Raw genomic sequence first — 15,677 nt, forward strand, 5'->3', positions numbered from 1 at the left:
CGTTGCCCTCCCAGGGAGCAAGCGATGCGCAATCTTGGGACCATCGACGTCGCCTTGGACGAGATGCTGGTGAATCTCGCAGCGATCGTGCTGCGGCTTTCAACGCCCGAATTGACGCGAACGCCGGAAGCGCGGCGCGCACTGGCGCAATCCGTCCATCAATATGCGGTCTGCGCAAAGCGCTCGAGCGATCCGCGCGTTCACGAGTTGAAGTCGCAGCTGGAGGGGACCCTGAAGCCGAGCTTGCGCATCGTCGCGATCAACGGCGTGAAGGTGTCGTAGTGCTTGATGGTGGGCACGCTTCGCTTTGCCCACCCGACAGTTACCCTGCCTTCGCACCTTTCTTCGGCCGCCGCTTGCAGGTGCCCGGCAGCTTGGCGGCGAGAAAGTCGCCGAGCGCCTCGACCCGAGCGGGACGCGGGCCGCCGGGCGGCGTCACCAGATGCACGGCGCCTTCGGCCTGCTTCCAATCCTTCAGGATGACTTCGACCTGGCCTGAGGAGATCGCCTCACCGACGATGAATTCCGGCAACTCGGCGATGCCGAGGCCCGCGATCAGCGCCGGCATCACGGCTTCGCCGTTGTTGACGCGAAGCTGACCGCCTGGTCGCACGCTGGCCTGCTCGCCGGCCGAATTGGTGTAGTGCCAGACGTTGGGCGTGGAGAGATAGGCGTAGCTGAAGCATTTGTGCTGGGCCAGATGCATCGGATGCGTCGGCCGGCCGTATTGCTTGAGATAGGACGGCGCGGCGACTGTGTAGCGCGGCATGGTGAAGAGCCGCCGCGCGATCAGCGATGAGTCCGGCAGCCGCGCGATCCGCACCGCCATGTCAAAGCCTTCGCCGATCAGGTCGACGGTCGCATCGCTCAGATGCAGATCGACCGAGACCTCCGGATAGGCCTCGAAGAACTCCGGCAGCAGCGGCGCCACCGCCTTGATGCCGAACGTCATGGGGACCGCGAGCCGCACCAGGCCGCGCGGCGCGACCGACTGCGCCAGCGCCTCGTTCTCCGCCGCCTCGCCGTCGGCCAGCAGGCGCGTCGCGCGTTCGGCCAGCTTGTGGCCGGCATCGGTCAGCGCGAGCCGGCGCGAGGTGCGGTTGAACAGCCGCGCGCCGAGCCGCTCTTCCAGCCGCGTGACCGCCTTGGACACCGTCGCCTTGGACATGACGAGCTCGCTCGCGGCCCCCGCAAACGACCGTAATTCCACAACTTTTGCGAAAATCGCGAGCGCCTCGAAATCGGGGAGCTTTGCCATGGGCCTTGGTCCAACTGGGATATTTAAGGAAACAATGTGTTTCAACAGTTTCTATTTCTATACCACAGGCGGGGGCTTATCCAAGGGCCATCAGACATGCAGGAAATGGAGAAATCCAATGACCAGGAAGTGCCGCCCCGAGGAAGTCGCCGCCGGAATCGTGTTCCTCGCAAGCCCGGAAGCCTCCTTCGTCACCGGCACGGTGCTCAATGTCGACGGCGGGTTCGGCGCCTGATCCGAACCTCCACCCGTTCAAGTCAAGGAATTACACAGATGATCGAACTCAGACCTTTCGCAAAGCTCGGCGGCGCCGATCACGGCTGGCTCAAGGCCAAGCATCATTTCTCTTTCGCTGGCCATTATGACCCCAACAACATGGGCCACGGCGCCTTGCGGGTGTGGAACGACGACGAGATCGCGCCCAACACCGGCTTTCCCGCCCATCCCCACGCCAACATGGAAATCATCACCTATGTGCGCGAGGGCGCGATCACCCATCAGGACAGCCTCGGCAACGAAGGACGCACCGAGGCGGGCGACGTGCAGGTGATGAGCGCCGGCAGCGGCATCCGCCACTCCGAGTACAATCTCGAGCCGACCCAGACCCGGATCTTCCAGATCTGGATCAAGCCGACCGAGCGCGGGGGACAACCGACCTGGGGCTCAAAGCCGTTCCCGAAGGCGGATCGCTCCGGCAAGCTCGTGACGATCGCGAGCGGAATCGAAGGCGATACCGACGCGCTGCCGATCCGTGCCGATGCGCGGGTGCTCGCCACCACGCTGAGGGCCGGTGAGAGCGCGGAGTACGCACCGCAGACATCGCGGCATCTCTACCTCGTGCCCGCGGCGGGTTCCGTCGAGATCAACGGCGTGCGCGTCAACGCCCGCGACGGCGCCGCGATCCGCGACGAGGACCGGCTGAAGATCACTGCTCTCGAAGACTCCGAGCTCGTGCTCGTCGACGCGGCATAAGCGCCGCTCACCCCCACCACAACTTTCCCATCAAATCCACATCCAACGGAGACCACACGTGACCAAAGTTCTCGTCCTCTATTATTCCGCCTATGGCCATATCGAGGCGATGGCCAATGCCGTCGCCGAAGGCGCGCGCGAGGCCGGCGCGACCGTCGACATCAAGCGCGTGCCGGAGCTGGTGCCGGCCGAGGTCGCGAAAGCGTCCCATTACAAGCTCGACCAGGCCGCGCCCGTCGCCAACGTCGAGGACCTCGCCAGTTACGACGCGATCATTGTCGGCACCGGCACCCGCTTCGGCCGCATGGCCTCGCAGATGGCGAACTTTTTGGATCAGGCCGGCGGGCTCTGGGCCAAGGGCGCACTGCATGGCAAGGTCGGCGGCGCCTTCACCTCCAGTGCGACCCAGCACGGCGGCCAGGAGACCACGCTGTTCTCGATCATCACCAACCTCCTGCATTTCGGCATGGTGGTGGTCGGCATGAACTACGGCTTTAGCGGCCAGATGAAGCTCGACGAGATCACGGGCGGTGCACCCTACGGCGCCACCACGATCACCGGCGGCGACGGCAGCCGCCAGCCCAGCGCCAACGAGCTCGCCGGCGCGCGCTATCAGGGCCGCCAGATCGCGGAGACCGCCAGGAAGCTGCGTGGCTAAGCTGCACGGCTGATGCGACACGAGCGGCATTCTCATTCGGGAATGCCGCCCCATCTGTGATCAGGATATCAAAGCAAGAACGATCCGAATAATGGCCTTCGAACTCTTGTTGATCGCGCAGATGATCCGTAAACCTGCACAGGCGCTGGCGCGGCGCTGGTATTGCCGCAGCCTGTTCCGCGCCTCGCGCGGCCGGCTTCACTGCGCCGAATGCACGGGATCGTGAGACGTCGTCACCGCTAGGCCTGTGTCACCGCTAGGCCTGTGTGGTGCCGGCGTGAGGCCGAACCGGCTCCGTCGGCATAGGTGCGGGCGCCGTCGAAAGCCACCAGCCCTCACCAGCAAACCAGCATGTCTCGTCGGGGGCGCCCTCTCTCCGCAACGACTGCACCCCTTCCCAACCTCTTGCGAACGCCTCGCCCAATCGCCGGCCCGCCTCCGCATCCTGCAATCCCGCGCAGCCGATGAATTGGGCGCGGCTGAGGAATTTCGCAGGCCAGGTCGCGCCGTCATCGGGGCGGGTGATCATCAACATGCCGCCGAGCATGCCTTCCGGCGCCAACGGAAACACCAGCCGCCCGCCAGGCCGCAGCGCATCGAGCCATTCCGCCCCCGGCTGCGCCGCGCCCGCGCAGACATAGATCACGTCGGCCGCCGGCAGATCCGACGCGATGCCCGAGCGTCCGCGTACGTCCACATGGGCGATGTCCTTCAAATTGTCGCGCGCAAGTCCCGCCAGACGCTCGTCGATCTCATAGGCATGAACGCGGCCGCCGGGACCGACGAGATGCGCGAGAATCGCGGTGTAGTAGCCGCTGCCGGCGCCGATCTGGATCACGGTCTCGCCTTCCCTGACGGCGCAGCCGCTGAGCCAGTAAGCGTGCGCAGAGGGCATGCCGATGTTGAGACTGCGCGCGCTGTCGAGCGCCAGCAGCGCGTTCTGATAGATGAAGGCGGGATCATCATCCGGCGTCACGACATAGGGGTGACCGCCGAAGGAGATCGACCACGGCCCGGGGCCAACGAAAGGCTCGCGCCTGACGGCGCGAAAGGCCTGCTCGATGCGAGGGTCCGCAGCCTTCGCGGCAGCGCAAATCAACTGCGCATAGAACGCACGATATTTTGCCGAACGGTCTTCCATGTCGCCTCCGGGATCGGAGGCCACGATAGCACAACGACTGCGATAGTCGAACGACCCGTGCAATCAGGACCATGCGCCTTCTAACGCGCGCCCTTGCCCATCGCCCGCGCCGCGAGGGAGGCGAGCTTCGGATGGCGGCGCAGGCCCTGCGCGGCATGATCGCGCCAGGCGTAGGGCAGACCGCGCCAGGACAGCGCGACGCTGACATCGGTCAGCGGCACCCTCTCGGCGCCGAAGCGGCGCTTGTAGGCTTGATTGCCGATGCTGAGGTCGAAACGGCGCACGCCTTGCGCATGCAGCGCCGCCATGGTGCGCTCGGTGACGAGCAGACCCGGCGAGCAGCTCGACCATGGATCGCCGGCATGGCTGATACGCAGCAGGAAATAGGTCGCGCCATGCTTGACGCCCAGCGCAGTGGCGATGATGCCCGCGTCGCACACCAGCGCCGAGACCATGGCATAGCCTTCCGCGACGCCCTGGCGGACGACCTCGCGATAGAACCGCGCATGGGTCTCGTCGTTCAGAACGAACGGCGAGCCGAGCTTTTGCATGCGTGCCTGTTGCTGGACATCCATCACATCCAGCAGTTCATGCGCACGCGCGACATCCGCGGCGATCTCGAACCGCGCGCCGGCATGACGGCTGAAGACCCGCCAGCAGCGCCGCATCTGCAAGCGCTTGATCGAGGCCTGATAGTCGTCGTAGTCGGCGCCCATCAACACGAGATTGCCATTGAGCGACGAGGACCCGATCCGGCCGAGCGACACCAGCGGGTTCGGCTTGCCGCCGACCTGGGCCGGCATCTTCTTCAGGCGGAGCAGATCGAAACGGTCGGGCAGCGCGCGCAACGCGCCGATCAGCGCCTTGTTGATCGCATCCGTCATCCCCAGGTCCAACGGAGCATCGAGCGCCAGGATCGGAGCGTTGTTGTCGGAGACGCCGAGGTCCGCGAACTCGACGATGCGGATGCCGCGCCTGATATGGCTGATCATCGGCACGACCGCGATGTCCTTGCCCGTGGCGACATCGGAGATCACGGCGATCACCGGAGCAACGTCGTGAAACGCCTGGTACCAGGCGCCGAGCCAATAAGCATGCTGGAACGCGGTGCGGTGCCCGGCGTTCAGGCGCGAGGCCGCGTGCCGCCAGTCACGCAGGAAATCGACCGCGATTCCCGGCGTGCTGGACACCTGGCCGTCTAATTGCTCGACGCTGAGAACGGTCATGGCTTCGGTTCCGTGTGCACAACGCATTGGAACCTCGCCAGGAAGTGCAAGCCGGCCACGGCAAGAGCGAACATGAACCAGATCGGATTCTGCCGTTCGAGCAGGAAGGTCTCGGTTGCGCCGTAATACAGGCCGAACAACCACACCGTCAGGAACAGCTTGGCCAGTGCGCCACTGCGGCTGTGAGCCTGGGTCGTCTGGAAATTGCCGAGCGGCGCGAGCACGAAGACGAGGATCACGAGCACCAATCCCGGCAAGCCGATGGTGACCGCAAGATCAAGATAGCTGTTGTGGCTGTGCGCCGCCGACGTCGCCCATTCGGCGCCCTGCGCGGTCTGCCGCGCACTCACGTCGTCCCAGAACGCCGCATAGCCGTGACCGATGATCGGCTTCTCGGCGACGGCCGCAAGCGCGAACTCCCAGATCGCCGAACGGCCGGTGAAGGTGGGATCGAGCGGAAGCAGCCGCGTCATTGCGCCGAGCGCCGGGCTGAGGACGCTGCCGACCGTCAACAGGTTCATCGCAGCCAGCGGCACGAAGCAGATGAGCCGCTTCTGCCACAGGCCTGGCGTGACATAGACCAGCGAGGCGAGCGCGTAGATCGCAAGGCACAGCACCGACGATGTCTTGCCGCCGGTGAAGATCAGGAAGGTGCCGGCCAGCACGGCGATCGCGGGCCCCATCACGAACGAGCCCACGGCCGACAGGTAGATGCCGACATAGACCAGGATGGTCATCACGGCCGAGGCGATGTTCTTGTGGCCAAAGCTGCCGCGCCAGTCGCCGGCAAGCTGCGGCTCGGTGACGTCGAGGGCCGTGTGGATTGAATATTGCGGCGCGAGGACAACGCCGAGATAGCAAAGCGCGAGCAGCACGAGCGCGGCGGCACCCAGGCACAGGTTGAAGCTGCGCTGCGTCGGCGGCAGCAACGGCAGCAAGACGGCGAGCGACGTCACGCTGGCCGCGAGAACGAATCGCTGGATCGAAACGCCGCGACTCTCGGAGAAGACGATGTTGATCGCCAACCAGCCCAGGAGGCAGAGATGAAGCGGGGTCAGCAAGCTCTTCAGCGCGGGCGCATCCGAGGCGGCGACACACAGCATTGCGACCGCAGCCAGGAGGCCCCAGGCGATATAGGTCAGCGCCATTCGTCCGCCGACGACGGCGGTGACGTCGGGATTGCGCAGGTCCGGGAACGGATCGAGCGTCACCAGCACCAGCAGCAGCGCCCCGACCGCGACGAGGCAGCGTGCCGCCCGCACGGCATTGAGCCTTGCAAGGCCGTCGCGCAGGACATGGCCCAACGATCGGGCCTCGACGTCGATCATGTCAGCCGCGCTGCGGTCCATGGCTCAAGACATTTGGTGACGCCGGAGAAGCTCCGCGTCCTGGCTCAGCCCTGTTGAGCGTCCGTCAACGGGCCGGCCGGAGGTCTGCGACACCGCTGGCTGCCGCACGATGCTCCGCGCGATCTCATAATATTGCAGCGCCCGTTGCTCCAGCGTGAGATTGTCCAGGATGTAACCGCGCGGATCGAACTTGCTCGCGGCGCACCCGGCCCAGAAACTATCCCAACCCGCCTCGAACCCCGCGATGTCGGTGAACTTGGCACCGCAGCGTTCGTCCCAATACGGCACCGACGATACTGGCGCGAACCTCACCCGGTGCGGATAATAATCGGGGTCGCGCCACGGCCCGCCCGGATCCCAGGCAAACACCGGCGCGCCGCAGGACAAGGCCTGCTGATAGGCGATGCCCTGGCTCTCGCTCTGGCACAGAAAGATCATCGCCCGCGAACGCGCCAGCGCTGCCTGATAATCCGCTTCCTTGTAGCTGCCATAGCGCAGCTCCGTGAACGAACGGCCTTCCTTGATGAGCCGGGCGCGAACGGGCTCGATCATCCCCGGCGCATAGCGCTCGCGGTCCCAGTGAACCTTGTCGTAGATCAGTACATCGACGGTCTTTTTCGATAGCTCCGACGGCGCCCAGAGATCGGTGTCGATGCCGACGGGCCAGGCCTCCGTATCGGGCCAATGCGGCCGGTACATGTCGACGTACCAGGGGCCGGGCACCACGACCTTCTTCACCGGCAGACGCTTGAACAAGTCGGGGTCGTCGAGCGGATGATTGTGGGCGGCAACGCCGAGCAGGATCGGGTTCTTCCACGCGAATTTGTCGAGCAGGAAAGTGCGGCCGACGATGCAGGCAAGCTCGTCGGGATGCTTGGCGATATGACCGTAATCGTTGACGCGGTAGCGGATGCCGAGCCGGTCGAGCCCCGCACAGAGATTGAGGAACACGCGCAGCTGGCCGCTCATGCGCGGCTCGCCGAGCAGCAACCGGCGGGCGATGCGCCGCAGATGCCGGTCGCCGGGAAACCAGCGGTCGTCCTTGTCCTCGTAAAAGAGGTTCAGGATCATCGCATCGGGGTCGCGTTCGAACGTCTTTGCGGGCACTGGATCCATCCGCGGCAGTCCGATGCGCATTCTCGCATGCGATCGGCTGCCGCACTCTTCGAAATTTGCCACAGGCTTAATGCCAGCGACTTAACGTTATTCTACGAAACTCGCGACCCGCGCGGCTTCGCTGCAATGATTTGACTGCAATGCGAGTATCATCCGCTGGCAACCGGGGCTGCGACCGCCAGCGTTGCCGGCGCGGCAGACAGGCCCTGGTTAACAGATCATTAAAGGCGAGCCGTAACTTGATCACCGCCGAAGACGTTCTCGAACTGCCAGCCGCCTCCCGCGCGGCAGCGCCGGCGCGCTTCCCGCTTCAGGTCGGCTCGGCCTCATCGGTCTCCGTCGTCATTCCCGCCAAGAACGCCGCAGCCTATGTCGGCGAAACCCTCGCCAGCGCGCTGGCGCAACGCGAGGTGACCGAGGTGATCGTCGTCGACGACGGCTCGACCGACGACACCTCTGCAATCGTGCGGGGCGTGCGCGACCCGCGGTTGCGCTTGATCCACAACGATTCCGCGGGCGTATCGGCCGCGCGCAATCTCGGCGCGCGACAGGCAAGCGGCGAGTGGCTGCTCTTCCTCGATGCCGACGACCTCCTGCGCCCCGGTGCGGTGGCGGCACTCCTTTCGGCTGCGCGCGGTGCTCCGCGCGCAGTTCTCGTCTACGGCGACTACAACACGATCGATGGCGAAGGACGGCAGATCGGCCGACGCGAGCTTTTGAAGGGACGCCGCAAACCATCAGGCGACGTGCTGGTGCGGCTCACGGCCGGGAACTTCATCGTCAACGGTGGCGTTGTGCTCACCCGTGCGGAGGCCTTCCGCGCCATCGGCGGTTTCGACGTCTCTCTCAGATATTGCGAGGACTGGCATTGCTGGTGCCGGCTTGCGGCGATCGGCGAGTTCGAATTCGCGCCAAAGCTTCTGCTGGACTATCGCCTGCATACGGCCAACACGATGAACGCCGCGGTGCGAACCCCGCAGGATTTCTTGCCGGCGGTCGCACGCGTCTTCGATGATGGGCTGATCCTGGCGAGACTCCCCGAGGGCGCGGCGCGTGGGTTGCGCCAGGCTGCCGAGATTCATCTCGTCACCTATTCGGCGATGCAAGCGGTCCGCTTCGGCCGATATCGCGAAGCCCTCGCCTATCTCGCGATGGTCGGCCGGCGGTCGTTCAAATCGCTGCCACGCTCCGCAATCAGGGTCGCCCTTGCCGGTTTCGGCATCTAGTCCGTCGCAGCCGGATCAAGACACGATCTTCGAGGCCTCATAAGGCCTCGGCTCGAGGCCGAAGGCCGCCAAGGCGGCGCCAAACGCAACCATCACGGGATGCATCGCGACGACGGCTTTCGACGACGTCAACAGGGCTGCGGCGCGAAGCAGCGAGAGCGGTAGCCGTCCAAGCATCTGCGCAAACACCCGCGCCCGCGCCGCTGCGCTTCGCGCGGCCTTGGACTGCACACGATAATTGATCGCACCGATGCGCAGGCCGCGCTTTGCGATCCAGCGGAGGCTGGTGCGGTTGTGCGGCACGGTCTCGGTGATGACGGCCTCCGCCGTCCAGTGGAACAGCATGCCGGCGTCACGGCACCGCACGAAGAAATCACAATCGCCGCCGCCGAGGAAATTGAAGCGCAGGTCGAACGCGGGACGATCGAACCGTTCGAAGGCGGCACGCGTGATCAGACAATTGCCGCAGCCGTAAATCAGCGGCACCGCACCGCTGTAGTCGTAGGCGGGACAGAAGGCGGGATGACGCGAAAGCCAGGGCTTGCTGTCGTCGTCGAAGACCGGCAGCACCGGCCCGCCGACCACGTCGGCACCGGTCGCCTCCGCAGTGCGGACCATCAGCTCGAGCCAGTCGGGCGAGGCAATCTCGTCGTCGTCGATCATCAGGAAACGGGTCGCGGCGGGAAACAGCCCCAGCGCCGTCTCAAATGCAGCATTGATCGCGTGGCAGTTCCCCTGCCGCTTCTCGATGAGGCAAACGCCCCGGAGCCTGCCGGCAGCCAGAAACTCTGCCGCAACCGGCGCGCTTTCGCGCCGCGCGGCATCGTTCTCGACCATGACGACGGCAAAGGAACGCGGGGTGCGCTGGTTAGCCAGCGATTCCAGCGTGAGCCGCAGGTGCTGCGGACGGCGGAAGCAGGGAATGCAGACGACGACGCCGACCGACAGGTCGATGACCGCAGAGCTCGCCACGATTTCCCGGTTGGGATCGCGCACGGCATCCAAGATGTGCGCCACAGACAGGACTGTCGGGATCAATGTCATGACGCTCTAGATGTCCGAGATATATTGAAAAAGCCCTGCTTCGATCACGCGTCCCACGACGACACATCGCCGCGGGACAGATGCGTCCCAAAACAGACGGCTGCCGGGCGGCACATCGCCGCCAAATCTACCGGACGCGATACTGCAATTGGCGGTCCATGCGCCGACGCGGCCCCCAACATGAACAATGCCGTAGTTAATGCACATGCGCATTAACCCGACCGTAAGCACTGCGACCGGTGAGACCGTGCGGCACCGGATTTGCTCTTCGGGCAAGCGCGTTTTTTCCTGTAAATTTGAATAGAACAAGCGCGGTCAGAAAATATGAACAAGCCAGCCACGATCGATTTCGCGACAGCCACGGCGATCCAAATCCCTGCGGCCGCGACATATACCCAGGCACTTCATGATCTCGTCCCCGGCGAAGCCCGCGACAGCCTGCTCGCCGTCCATGAGGTGCTGTGCCGCGAGCTGCCGCAGGGCCGGCTCGCGATCTATGAAGCCGGCGGCGGCTCATGCAGCGTTCTGCCACCGGAATTGCTGAGCCGCAGCAAGGTCACCGTCGTCGACATCGACGAGGATCAGGTCCGCAACAACACCTACGCCGACGAGGCGATCCTCGGCGACGTCCAGACCCACCGCTTCGGCCGCGAGACCTTCGATCTCGTGATCTGCTACAACGTGATCGAGCATTTGCCTGATGTCGACGCCGCGCTCCTGAACTTCCGTGACGCGCTCAAGCGCGGCGGGATGATCCTGATCGGCGCGCCCAATCCGCGCTCGCTCTCCGGGGTCGTCACCAAATATTCGCCGCACTGGTTTCACGTCTGGTTCTACCGGCACATCCGGGGCATCAAGGACGCTGGCCTGCCCGGCGAGCCGCCATTCCCGACGTTCTTCCATCCGCTGGTGACGCTGCCCCGGCTCGAAGCATTCGCCGCCGCCAACGGCCTCGAGATGATCTATCGTCGTGAGGTCGAAAGTCCGCGCTATCCCGAGATGCGACGGCGCAAGCAGCTGTTTGCGGCCCTGGTCGACGCCGGCGCCGCGGTGCTGAACGCCGTGCTCCCGCGCGGCACCGACGTCCGCCGCGGCGACTATCACGTCATCCTGCGGAAGCGCTGAACAGCCATGCGCGCGCAGTTGATCGCACGACGAGCGACGCGTCGCTGGCCCGCCGCGCGCGGTAACGAACCGTTAATCTCTGGGGGATTTCGGCGTCACGGCGACGCCGCGAAGAGCAGCATGCGCTTAAACTCTTTGTTTGCCATTTCGGTGAATAGTCCCTCAATGAGTATGGTTAATTTTCCCTGTTGCGTTGATTGGGCACCTATATCCCGGGTACGTGGCGTAAAGCGAAGAGTAACCCCTCAGCCCGCGGCAGTTGGAATGAAAGCTGGGGATCATGCTTGACTATAACCAGCCGATCGATCGGACCGGAGCGGAGGCCTCGCAGCGGAAGCCTCAGGCCGGCTTCAACGTGCTGGAGCTGGCCAATTTGCTCTGGCGGCGAAAGGTAGCGATCACCGCGGCCGCCCTGCTCGGCGCGACGCTCGCAGTCACCATCGGCAAGAGCGTGACGCCCCGCTACACCGCGACCGCTCAGCTCTATGTCGACCCGCGCGAGCTTCAACTGGTCGACCGCGAGCTCACGCCCCGCGCGCAGGACGTCTCCGGCATGTCCATGGTGGTGGAGAGCCAGGCCCGCCTGATCACCTCCAACAGCGTGCTGCTCCAGGTCATCCAGCAGGCCGGTCTCGACAAGGATCCCGAATTCGGCGGCGGCGAGGCTGCGAGCCTGATGGCGTCGCTGCTCGGCCTGATCGGCCTGCAGCCCCGCACGCCCTCCGCCGCGGAGAGGAAGGAAGTGCAGCTCGCGGCGCTCGAGGCGCTGAACAGGCACATCACGATCCGCAAGACCGAGAAGAGCTTCATCGTCGACATCGAGGTCTGGTCGACAGAGCCTGCGAAAGCGGCGATGCTGGCCAACACACTGACCAATGCCTACCTCGCCGAATCCCGCAACTCGCAGGCTTCGGCCGCACGGCGCGCCACCAACGATCTGTCCAGCCGCCTGAAGGAGCTGCGCGAGCGGCTGCGCAACGCCGAGACCGCGCTCGCCACCTACAAGGCGCAGAACAATTTCGTCGGCACCCAGGATGCGCTGATCAGCGACCAGCAGCTCTCCGCCAGCAACCAGCGGCTTTCCGCGGCCCGTGCGGCGACGATGGATGCGCAGGCGCGGCTCGACCAGATCGAGGCGAGCCGGCGCACCGCGGCCGATGCCGGCGCGATTCCGGAGGCGCTGCAATCGCCAACCATCGCCAATCTGCGCGCGCAATATGCCGATGCCCGCAAGAAATATGCGGAGCAAGCCGCCGAACTCGGGCCGCGTCATCCGGCGCTGCGCCAGACCGAGAAGCAGGTCGAGGACCTCAAGCGCACCATCAACGAGGAGATCGACCGCTTCGCTCAGTCCGCCAAGAACGATTTGACGCGGGCCCGCGATTTTGAAGCCTCGCTCAACCGGGCGCTGGAAGCGCAGAAGCGGCAGAGCGTCCAGCTCAGCCAGGCCGCGGTGCGCTTGCGCGAGCTCGAGCGCGAAGCCGATGCCAGCCGCGACGTCTATCAATCCTTTCTCAAGCGCTCCCGCGAGACCGAGGAGCAGGAGAGCCTGAACACCTCGGCGGCTCGAGTTATTGGCGAAGCGACAGTGCCGCAGCGGCGCTCGTTCCCGCCGGCGATGAGCCTGTTCGCCATGATCGGCTTCATGTTCGGTGCGATTGCGGCGTCAAGCTGGTTCGTCGCGGTCGAGCTCCTGCTCACCGGCGCGACCACACCGGCGCCGACGCCGGCCCGCCCACAACGCACGCCGGCGCCGGATGCAACGCGGGCTCCGCAGCGCGTGCGGCCTTCGGAGGCTTCGCCGCCTCAGCCGGCCTCGCGAGCTGTGGAAGGTGAACAGATTCCGCCGGAACTTGCCGCGCCCCCGCTCCAGCCTGCGATGGTCGAAAAGCCCCTGATCGAAAAGCCGCTGATCGCACGCTTCCAGGAGGCCGATGTCATCCACACGCTCGGCGCCATACTCGCCACCGGCGGCGGCGTCGACCTCACACGGCTGGGCTGGCCGACGCTCCGCCCCGGTTTTCCGCTGACGACGCTGCTCAACGCCTGGCGTGACATGCGCGCCGCCGCGGCGCGGCGCGCCGACGACAAGGCGATGCCGGTCATTGCGCTCGTCGGTGCCGGCAAGACCACCGGGCGCAGCGTGACCGCGCTGAATTTCGCGCTGGCAGCCGCGCGCGACGGCGCCCGCGTGCTGATGATCGATGCCGACCATCAGGCCCGCACGCTCTCGAACAAGGTCATCCGTCCCGGCAAGAGCGAACCGAGCCGGCTCGGCTGGCTCTCGATCGGCAGCAAGGACGCACGCGAGATCAAGTCGGTCAACGGCATCTCGGTGCTGCCGGCCGCGGAGGGCGACGCCGGCAAGGCTGCCGAGGCGGTCCGCAGGGCGATCGCGCAGGCCCGTTCCGCCGGCGGGTATGATCTCGTGATCCTCGACGGCCCGGCGATGCCACTCTCGGCCGGCGGCCGCAAGCTGCTCGACGACATCGACTCGCTGCTGGCCGTGCTGCCGACCAGCCACGACGTCAACGACAGCCTGGAAGAGATCCTGGCCGCGCTCGGCCCCGTCGAGCGCAAGCTCGTCGGCGTCGTGCTCGACGAGCTCACCCCTGCAATCCAAACGCGCCAGCGAGGCAGACAATATGCTTGAGCGCCGCGTCAACCTCGAGGGACGGGCAGCAACCGCCGACGTGCCGCGGATCACCGTCGGCGGTCTTCGTATGGCCGCGCTCGACCTGGAAGCCACCGCCGATTTCATGATCGAGGCGACCGATCCAGACAATCGCATCGGCCGCCCGCTGTTCCTGACCTCGGCCAATGGCGAGGTGCTGGCGCGCTGCTCGACCGAGCCGCAGACCGAGCACCTGTTCCGCGCCGCCGACCTGATCAACGCCGACGGTCAGCCGCTGGTCGCGGCCTCGAAGCTGCAATCCTGGTTCCCGCTGCCGGAGCGCGTTGCGACCACGGACCTGTTCCACGTCGTCGCGCGCAAGGCGGAAGCGGTCGGCCGCACGTTCTATATGTTCGGCGCAAGCGAGGCCGAGAACGCCGCTGCGGTCGAGAACGTCCAGAAGATGTATCCGCGCCTCAAGATCGTCGGGCGCAGCCACGGCTATCTGCGCGGCGAGCCGCTGCGTGCCAAGATCGAGGAGATCAACGCCCTGGCGCCGGACTATCTGTGGGTCGCGCTCGGCGTGCCCAACGAGCAGGCATTCGTGAAGGAATTCACGCCGCATCTGACCAATGTTGGCGTTATCAAGACATCCGGCGGCCTGTTCAACTTTTTGTCGGGGAGCCGTTCCCGCGCGCCGCAATGGATGCAGAAGATCGGACTCGAATGGGCCTGGCGCACCTTGCTCGAGCCACGCCGCCTGCTCTGGCGCTATTTGACCACCAACCCCCGCGCGCTCTATCTTCTGTTCAACCGCAACCGCCCCCTCCGCTAAGAGAAGAGCAGAAGACGACATGACCGAACGACCGACCGTCCTCGTCACCGGGGGCGCGGGCTATATTGGCTCGCATGCCTGCCGCGCATTGACCGCCGCCGGCTATCAGCCCGTCGTTTATGACAATCTCTCGACAGGTCATCGCAGCTTCGTCGCCGGCCCCCTGGTGACAGGCGATCTGCTCGACGGCGCGACGCTGGCGCGCGCCTTCGCCGACCACAAGATCACGGCGGTGATGCATTTCGCGGCGGCGAGCCTCGTCGGGGAGTCCATGGCCGACCCGCAGAAATACTACATCAACAACGTGCAAGGCACGCTGTCGCTGTTGCAGGCCATGCGCAACGCGAGCTGCCATCGCATCGTGTTCTCCTCGACCGGCGCCGTCTATGGCAACGCCGATTCCAAGGCGCTGCCGGAAGACTTTCCCTGCGCGCCGATCAATCCGTACGGCGCATCGAAGTTGATGATCGAGCGCATGCTCGCCGACTACCGCACGGCCTATGGCTTCGGCGCGTTCTGCCTGCGCTATTTCAATGCCAGCGGCGCCGATCCGGCCGGCGGCATCGGCGAGCTGCGCGACAACGAAACCCATCTCATTCCGCGCGCGATGATGGCGCTCCAGGGCCATGTCGACTTCGCGGTGTTCGGCGACGACTACGACACGCCCGACGGTACCGCGATCCGCGACTACATCCACGTCACGGACCTCGCGGCGGCGCATGTCGCGGCCTTGAGGCTTCTCGAGCAAGGGCATGCCGGCGCCAGCTTCAACCTCGGCACGGGCTCCGGCTTCTCCGTGCGCGAGATCCTCGACGCCATCAGGCAGGAGACCGGACGCGAGGTGCCGCACACCATCAAGCCGCGCCGCGCCGGCGATCCCACCTATCTGGTCGCGGATCCCTCTGCTGCGAGAAAGGTGCTGAACTTCGTGCCGCGTCACTCCGACCTGCCTACGATCATCCGCACGGCCTGGGCCTGGCACCAGAAGGCACATCCGTTCAGGTCGCGTTAGGCAACCGTAACATCCGAACCTTGCCTGCCGTGCCTTCAAACGGCTAGAATGAATATTCGCTGCCGCCGTTGGCGTATCGCCGACGGCCGCATTTTCCCGCA

General features: G+C 65.5%; 16 protein-coding genes. 10 read left to right on the forward strand and 6 right to left on the reverse strand.

Going from position 1 to position 15,677, the window contains the following annotated elements; all coding sequences use genetic code 11:
- The first annotated feature begins 24 nt into the window (after nucleotides 1-24).
- On the forward strand, nucleotides 25-282 hold the full coding sequence (locus CVM73_RS22835) for a hypothetical protein (RefSeq protein WP_100234106.1): 258 nt from the start codon (nucleotides 25-27) through the stop codon (nucleotides 280-282).
- Nucleotides 283-322: 40 nt separating this feature from the next.
- On the opposite strand, the gene CVM73_RS22840 is transcribed toward CVM73_RS22835, so the two are convergent.
- Complete coding sequence (locus tag CVM73_RS22840) at nucleotides 323-1,258, reverse strand: LysR family transcriptional regulator (RefSeq protein ID WP_100234107.1); 936 nt, start codon at nucleotides 1,256-1,258, stop codon at nucleotides 323-325.
- Between CVM73_RS22840 and CVM73_RS39315 the strand changes: the two genes are divergently transcribed.
- The 4 genes from CVM73_RS39315 (at nucleotide 1,167) to CVM73_RS41525 (ending at nucleotide 3,114) form a co-directional block, all read left to right on the forward strand.
- Entirely contained in the window at nucleotides 1,167-1,493 is a 327-nt protein-coding gene (locus tag CVM73_RS39315; protein ID WP_146006647.1) for an SDR family oxidoreductase, read from the forward strand. The two genes, CVM73_RS22840 and CVM73_RS39315, sit on opposite strands and share 92 nt — an antisense overlap.
- Before the next feature lie 38 nt (nucleotides 1,494-1,531).
- The gene (locus CVM73_RS22850; protein ID WP_100234108.1) at nucleotides 1,532-2,230 is read left to right on the forward strand and encodes a pirin family protein; all 699 of its coding nucleotides are present in this window, start codon (nucleotides 1,532-1,534) and stop codon (nucleotides 2,228-2,230) included.
- Between the two features lie 58 nt (nucleotides 2,231-2,288).
- Entirely contained in the window at nucleotides 2,289-2,888 is a 600-nt protein-coding gene (gene wrbA / locus CVM73_RS22855) for an NAD(P)H:quinone oxidoreductase (protein WP_100234109.1), read from the forward strand.
- Nucleotides 2,889-2,979: 91 nt separating this feature from the next.
- Nucleotides 2,980-3,114 (forward strand): hypothetical protein, encoded by a 135-nt coding sequence (locus CVM73_RS41525; RefSeq protein WP_265441850.1) that lies wholly within the window; start codon nucleotides 2,980-2,982, stop codon nucleotides 3,112-3,114.
- Nucleotides 3,115-3,144: 30 nt separating this feature from the next.
- Here the strand turns inward: CVM73_RS41525 and CVM73_RS22860 are convergent, their stop codons facing one another.
- From CVM73_RS22860 to CVM73_RS22875, 4 genes are all read right to left on the reverse strand, one after another.
- Nucleotides 3,145-4,029 (reverse strand): protein-L-isoaspartate O-methyltransferase family protein, encoded by an 885-nt coding sequence (locus CVM73_RS22860; protein ID WP_167406997.1) that lies wholly within the window; start codon nucleotides 4,027-4,029, stop codon nucleotides 3,145-3,147.
- Nucleotides 4,030-4,109: 80 nt separating this feature from the next.
- Nucleotides 4,110-5,255, reverse strand: a complete 1,146-nt coding sequence (locus CVM73_RS40455; protein ID WP_167406998.1) for a GNAT family N-acetyltransferase — start codon at nucleotides 5,253-5,255, stop codon at nucleotides 4,110-4,112.
- Nucleotides 5,252-6,604, reverse strand: coding sequence for an O-antigen ligase family protein (locus CVM73_RS22870; protein WP_100234110.1), 1,353 nt, complete (start codon nucleotides 6,602-6,604; stop codon nucleotides 5,252-5,254). Before CVM73_RS22870 ends, CVM73_RS40455 begins: the two co-directional genes overlap by 4 nt.
- A 3-nt stretch (nucleotides 6,605-6,607) precedes the next feature.
- Nucleotides 6,608-7,711, reverse strand: a complete 1,104-nt coding sequence (locus CVM73_RS22875; RefSeq protein ID WP_100234174.1) for a glycosyltransferase — start codon at nucleotides 7,709-7,711, stop codon at nucleotides 6,608-6,610.
- Between the two features lie 248 nt (nucleotides 7,712-7,959).
- Here CVM73_RS22875 and CVM73_RS22880 point away from each other — a divergent pair, with 248 nt between their 5' ends.
- A complete protein-coding gene (locus CVM73_RS22880; RefSeq protein WP_167406999.1) occupies nucleotides 7,960-8,946 on the forward strand; it encodes a glycosyltransferase in 987 nt (328 codons plus the stop codon).
- 15 nt (nucleotides 8,947-8,961) lie between these two features.
- Here CVM73_RS22880 and CVM73_RS22885 read toward each other — a convergent pair whose 3' ends face one another.
- Complete coding sequence (locus CVM73_RS22885) at nucleotides 8,962-9,990, reverse strand: glycosyltransferase family 2 protein (protein ID WP_100234112.1); 1,029 nt, start codon at nucleotides 9,988-9,990, stop codon at nucleotides 8,962-8,964.
- A gap of 324 nt (nucleotides 9,991-10,314) precedes the next feature.
- Between CVM73_RS22885 and CVM73_RS22890 the strand changes: the two genes are divergently transcribed.
- The 4 genes from CVM73_RS22890 to galE all read left to right on the forward strand — a co-directional run bounded on the left by CVM73_RS22890 (nucleotide 10,315) and on the right by galE (nucleotide 15,576).
- The gene (locus CVM73_RS22890; RefSeq protein WP_100234113.1) at nucleotides 10,315-11,115 is read left to right on the forward strand and encodes a class I SAM-dependent methyltransferase; all 801 of its coding nucleotides are present in this window, start codon (nucleotides 10,315-10,317) and stop codon (nucleotides 11,113-11,115) included.
- 280 nt (nucleotides 11,116-11,395) lie between these two features.
- Nucleotides 11,396-13,768, forward strand: a complete 2,373-nt coding sequence (locus CVM73_RS22895) for an exopolysaccharide transport family protein (RefSeq protein WP_100234114.1) — start codon at nucleotides 11,396-11,398, stop codon at nucleotides 13,766-13,768.
- Nucleotides 13,761-14,564 carry a WecB/TagA/CpsF family glycosyltransferase gene (locus CVM73_RS22900; protein WP_100234115.1) on the forward strand — a complete coding sequence of 268 codons (804 nt, stop codon included), beginning with the start codon at nucleotides 13,761-13,763 and terminating at the stop codon, nucleotides 14,562-14,564. The genes CVM73_RS22895 and CVM73_RS22900 overlap by 8 nt, the downstream gene beginning before the upstream one ends.
- 19 nt (nucleotides 14,565-14,583) lie before the next feature.
- A complete protein-coding gene (galE, locus tag CVM73_RS22905; protein ID WP_100234116.1) occupies nucleotides 14,584-15,576 on the forward strand; it encodes a UDP-glucose 4-epimerase GalE in 993 nt (330 codons plus the stop codon).
- Nucleotides 15,577-15,677 lie beyond the last annotated feature (101 nt).

Origin of the sequence: Bradyrhizobium forestalis (assembly GCF_002795245.1) — a bacterium.
Taxonomy (GTDB): domain Bacteria; phylum Pseudomonadota; class Alphaproteobacteria; order Rhizobiales; family Xanthobacteraceae; genus Bradyrhizobium; species Bradyrhizobium forestalis.

What these genes read in the sequence shown, in the direction of transcription:
- CVM73_RS22835 (WP_100234106.1), top strand. Translation starts at nt 25, where the DNA reads ATGCGCAATCTTGGGACCATCGACGTCGCCTTGGACGAGATGCTGGTG.
- CVM73_RS39315 (WP_146006647.1), top strand. Translation starts at nt 1,167, where the DNA reads ATGACGAGCTCGCTCGCGGCCCCCGCAAACGACCGTAATTCCACAACT.
- CVM73_RS22840 (WP_100234107.1), bottom strand. Translation starts at nt 1,258, where the DNA reads ATGGCAAAGCTCCCCGATTTCGAGGCGCTCGCGATTTTCGCAAAAGTT.
- CVM73_RS22850 (WP_100234108.1), top strand. Translation starts at nt 1,532, where the DNA reads ATGATCGAACTCAGACCTTTCGCAAAGCTCGGCGGCGCCGATCACGGC.
- CVM73_RS41525 (WP_265441850.1), top strand. Translation starts at nt 2,980, where the DNA reads ATGGCCTTCGAACTCTTGTTGATCGCGCAGATGATCCGTAAACCTGCA.
- CVM73_RS22860 (WP_167406997.1), bottom strand. Translation starts at nt 4,029, where the DNA reads ATGGAAGACCGTTCGGCAAAATATCGTGCGTTCTATGCGCAGTTGATT.
- CVM73_RS40455 (WP_167406998.1), bottom strand. Translation starts at nt 5,255, where the DNA reads ATGACCGTTCTCAGCGTCGAGCAATTAGACGGCCAGGTGTCCAGCACG.
- CVM73_RS22870 (WP_100234110.1), bottom strand. Translation starts at nt 6,604, where the DNA reads ATGGACCGCAGCGCGGCTGACATGATCGACGTCGAGGCCCGATCGTTG.
- CVM73_RS22885 (WP_100234112.1), bottom strand. Translation starts at nt 9,990, where the DNA reads ATGACATTGATCCCGACAGTCCTGTCTGTGGCGCACATCTTGGATGCC.
- CVM73_RS22890 (WP_100234113.1), top strand. Translation starts at nt 10,315, where the DNA reads ATGAACAAGCCAGCCACGATCGATTTCGCGACAGCCACGGCGATCCAA.
- CVM73_RS22895 (WP_100234114.1), top strand. Translation starts at nt 11,396, where the DNA reads ATGCTTGACTATAACCAGCCGATCGATCGGACCGGAGCGGAGGCCTCG.
- CVM73_RS22900 (WP_100234115.1), top strand. Translation starts at nt 13,761, where the DNA reads ATGCTTGAGCGCCGCGTCAACCTCGAGGGACGGGCAGCAACCGCCGAC.
- galE (WP_100234116.1), top strand. Translation starts at nt 14,584, where the DNA reads ATGACCGAACGACCGACCGTCCTCGTCACCGGGGGCGCGGGCTATATT.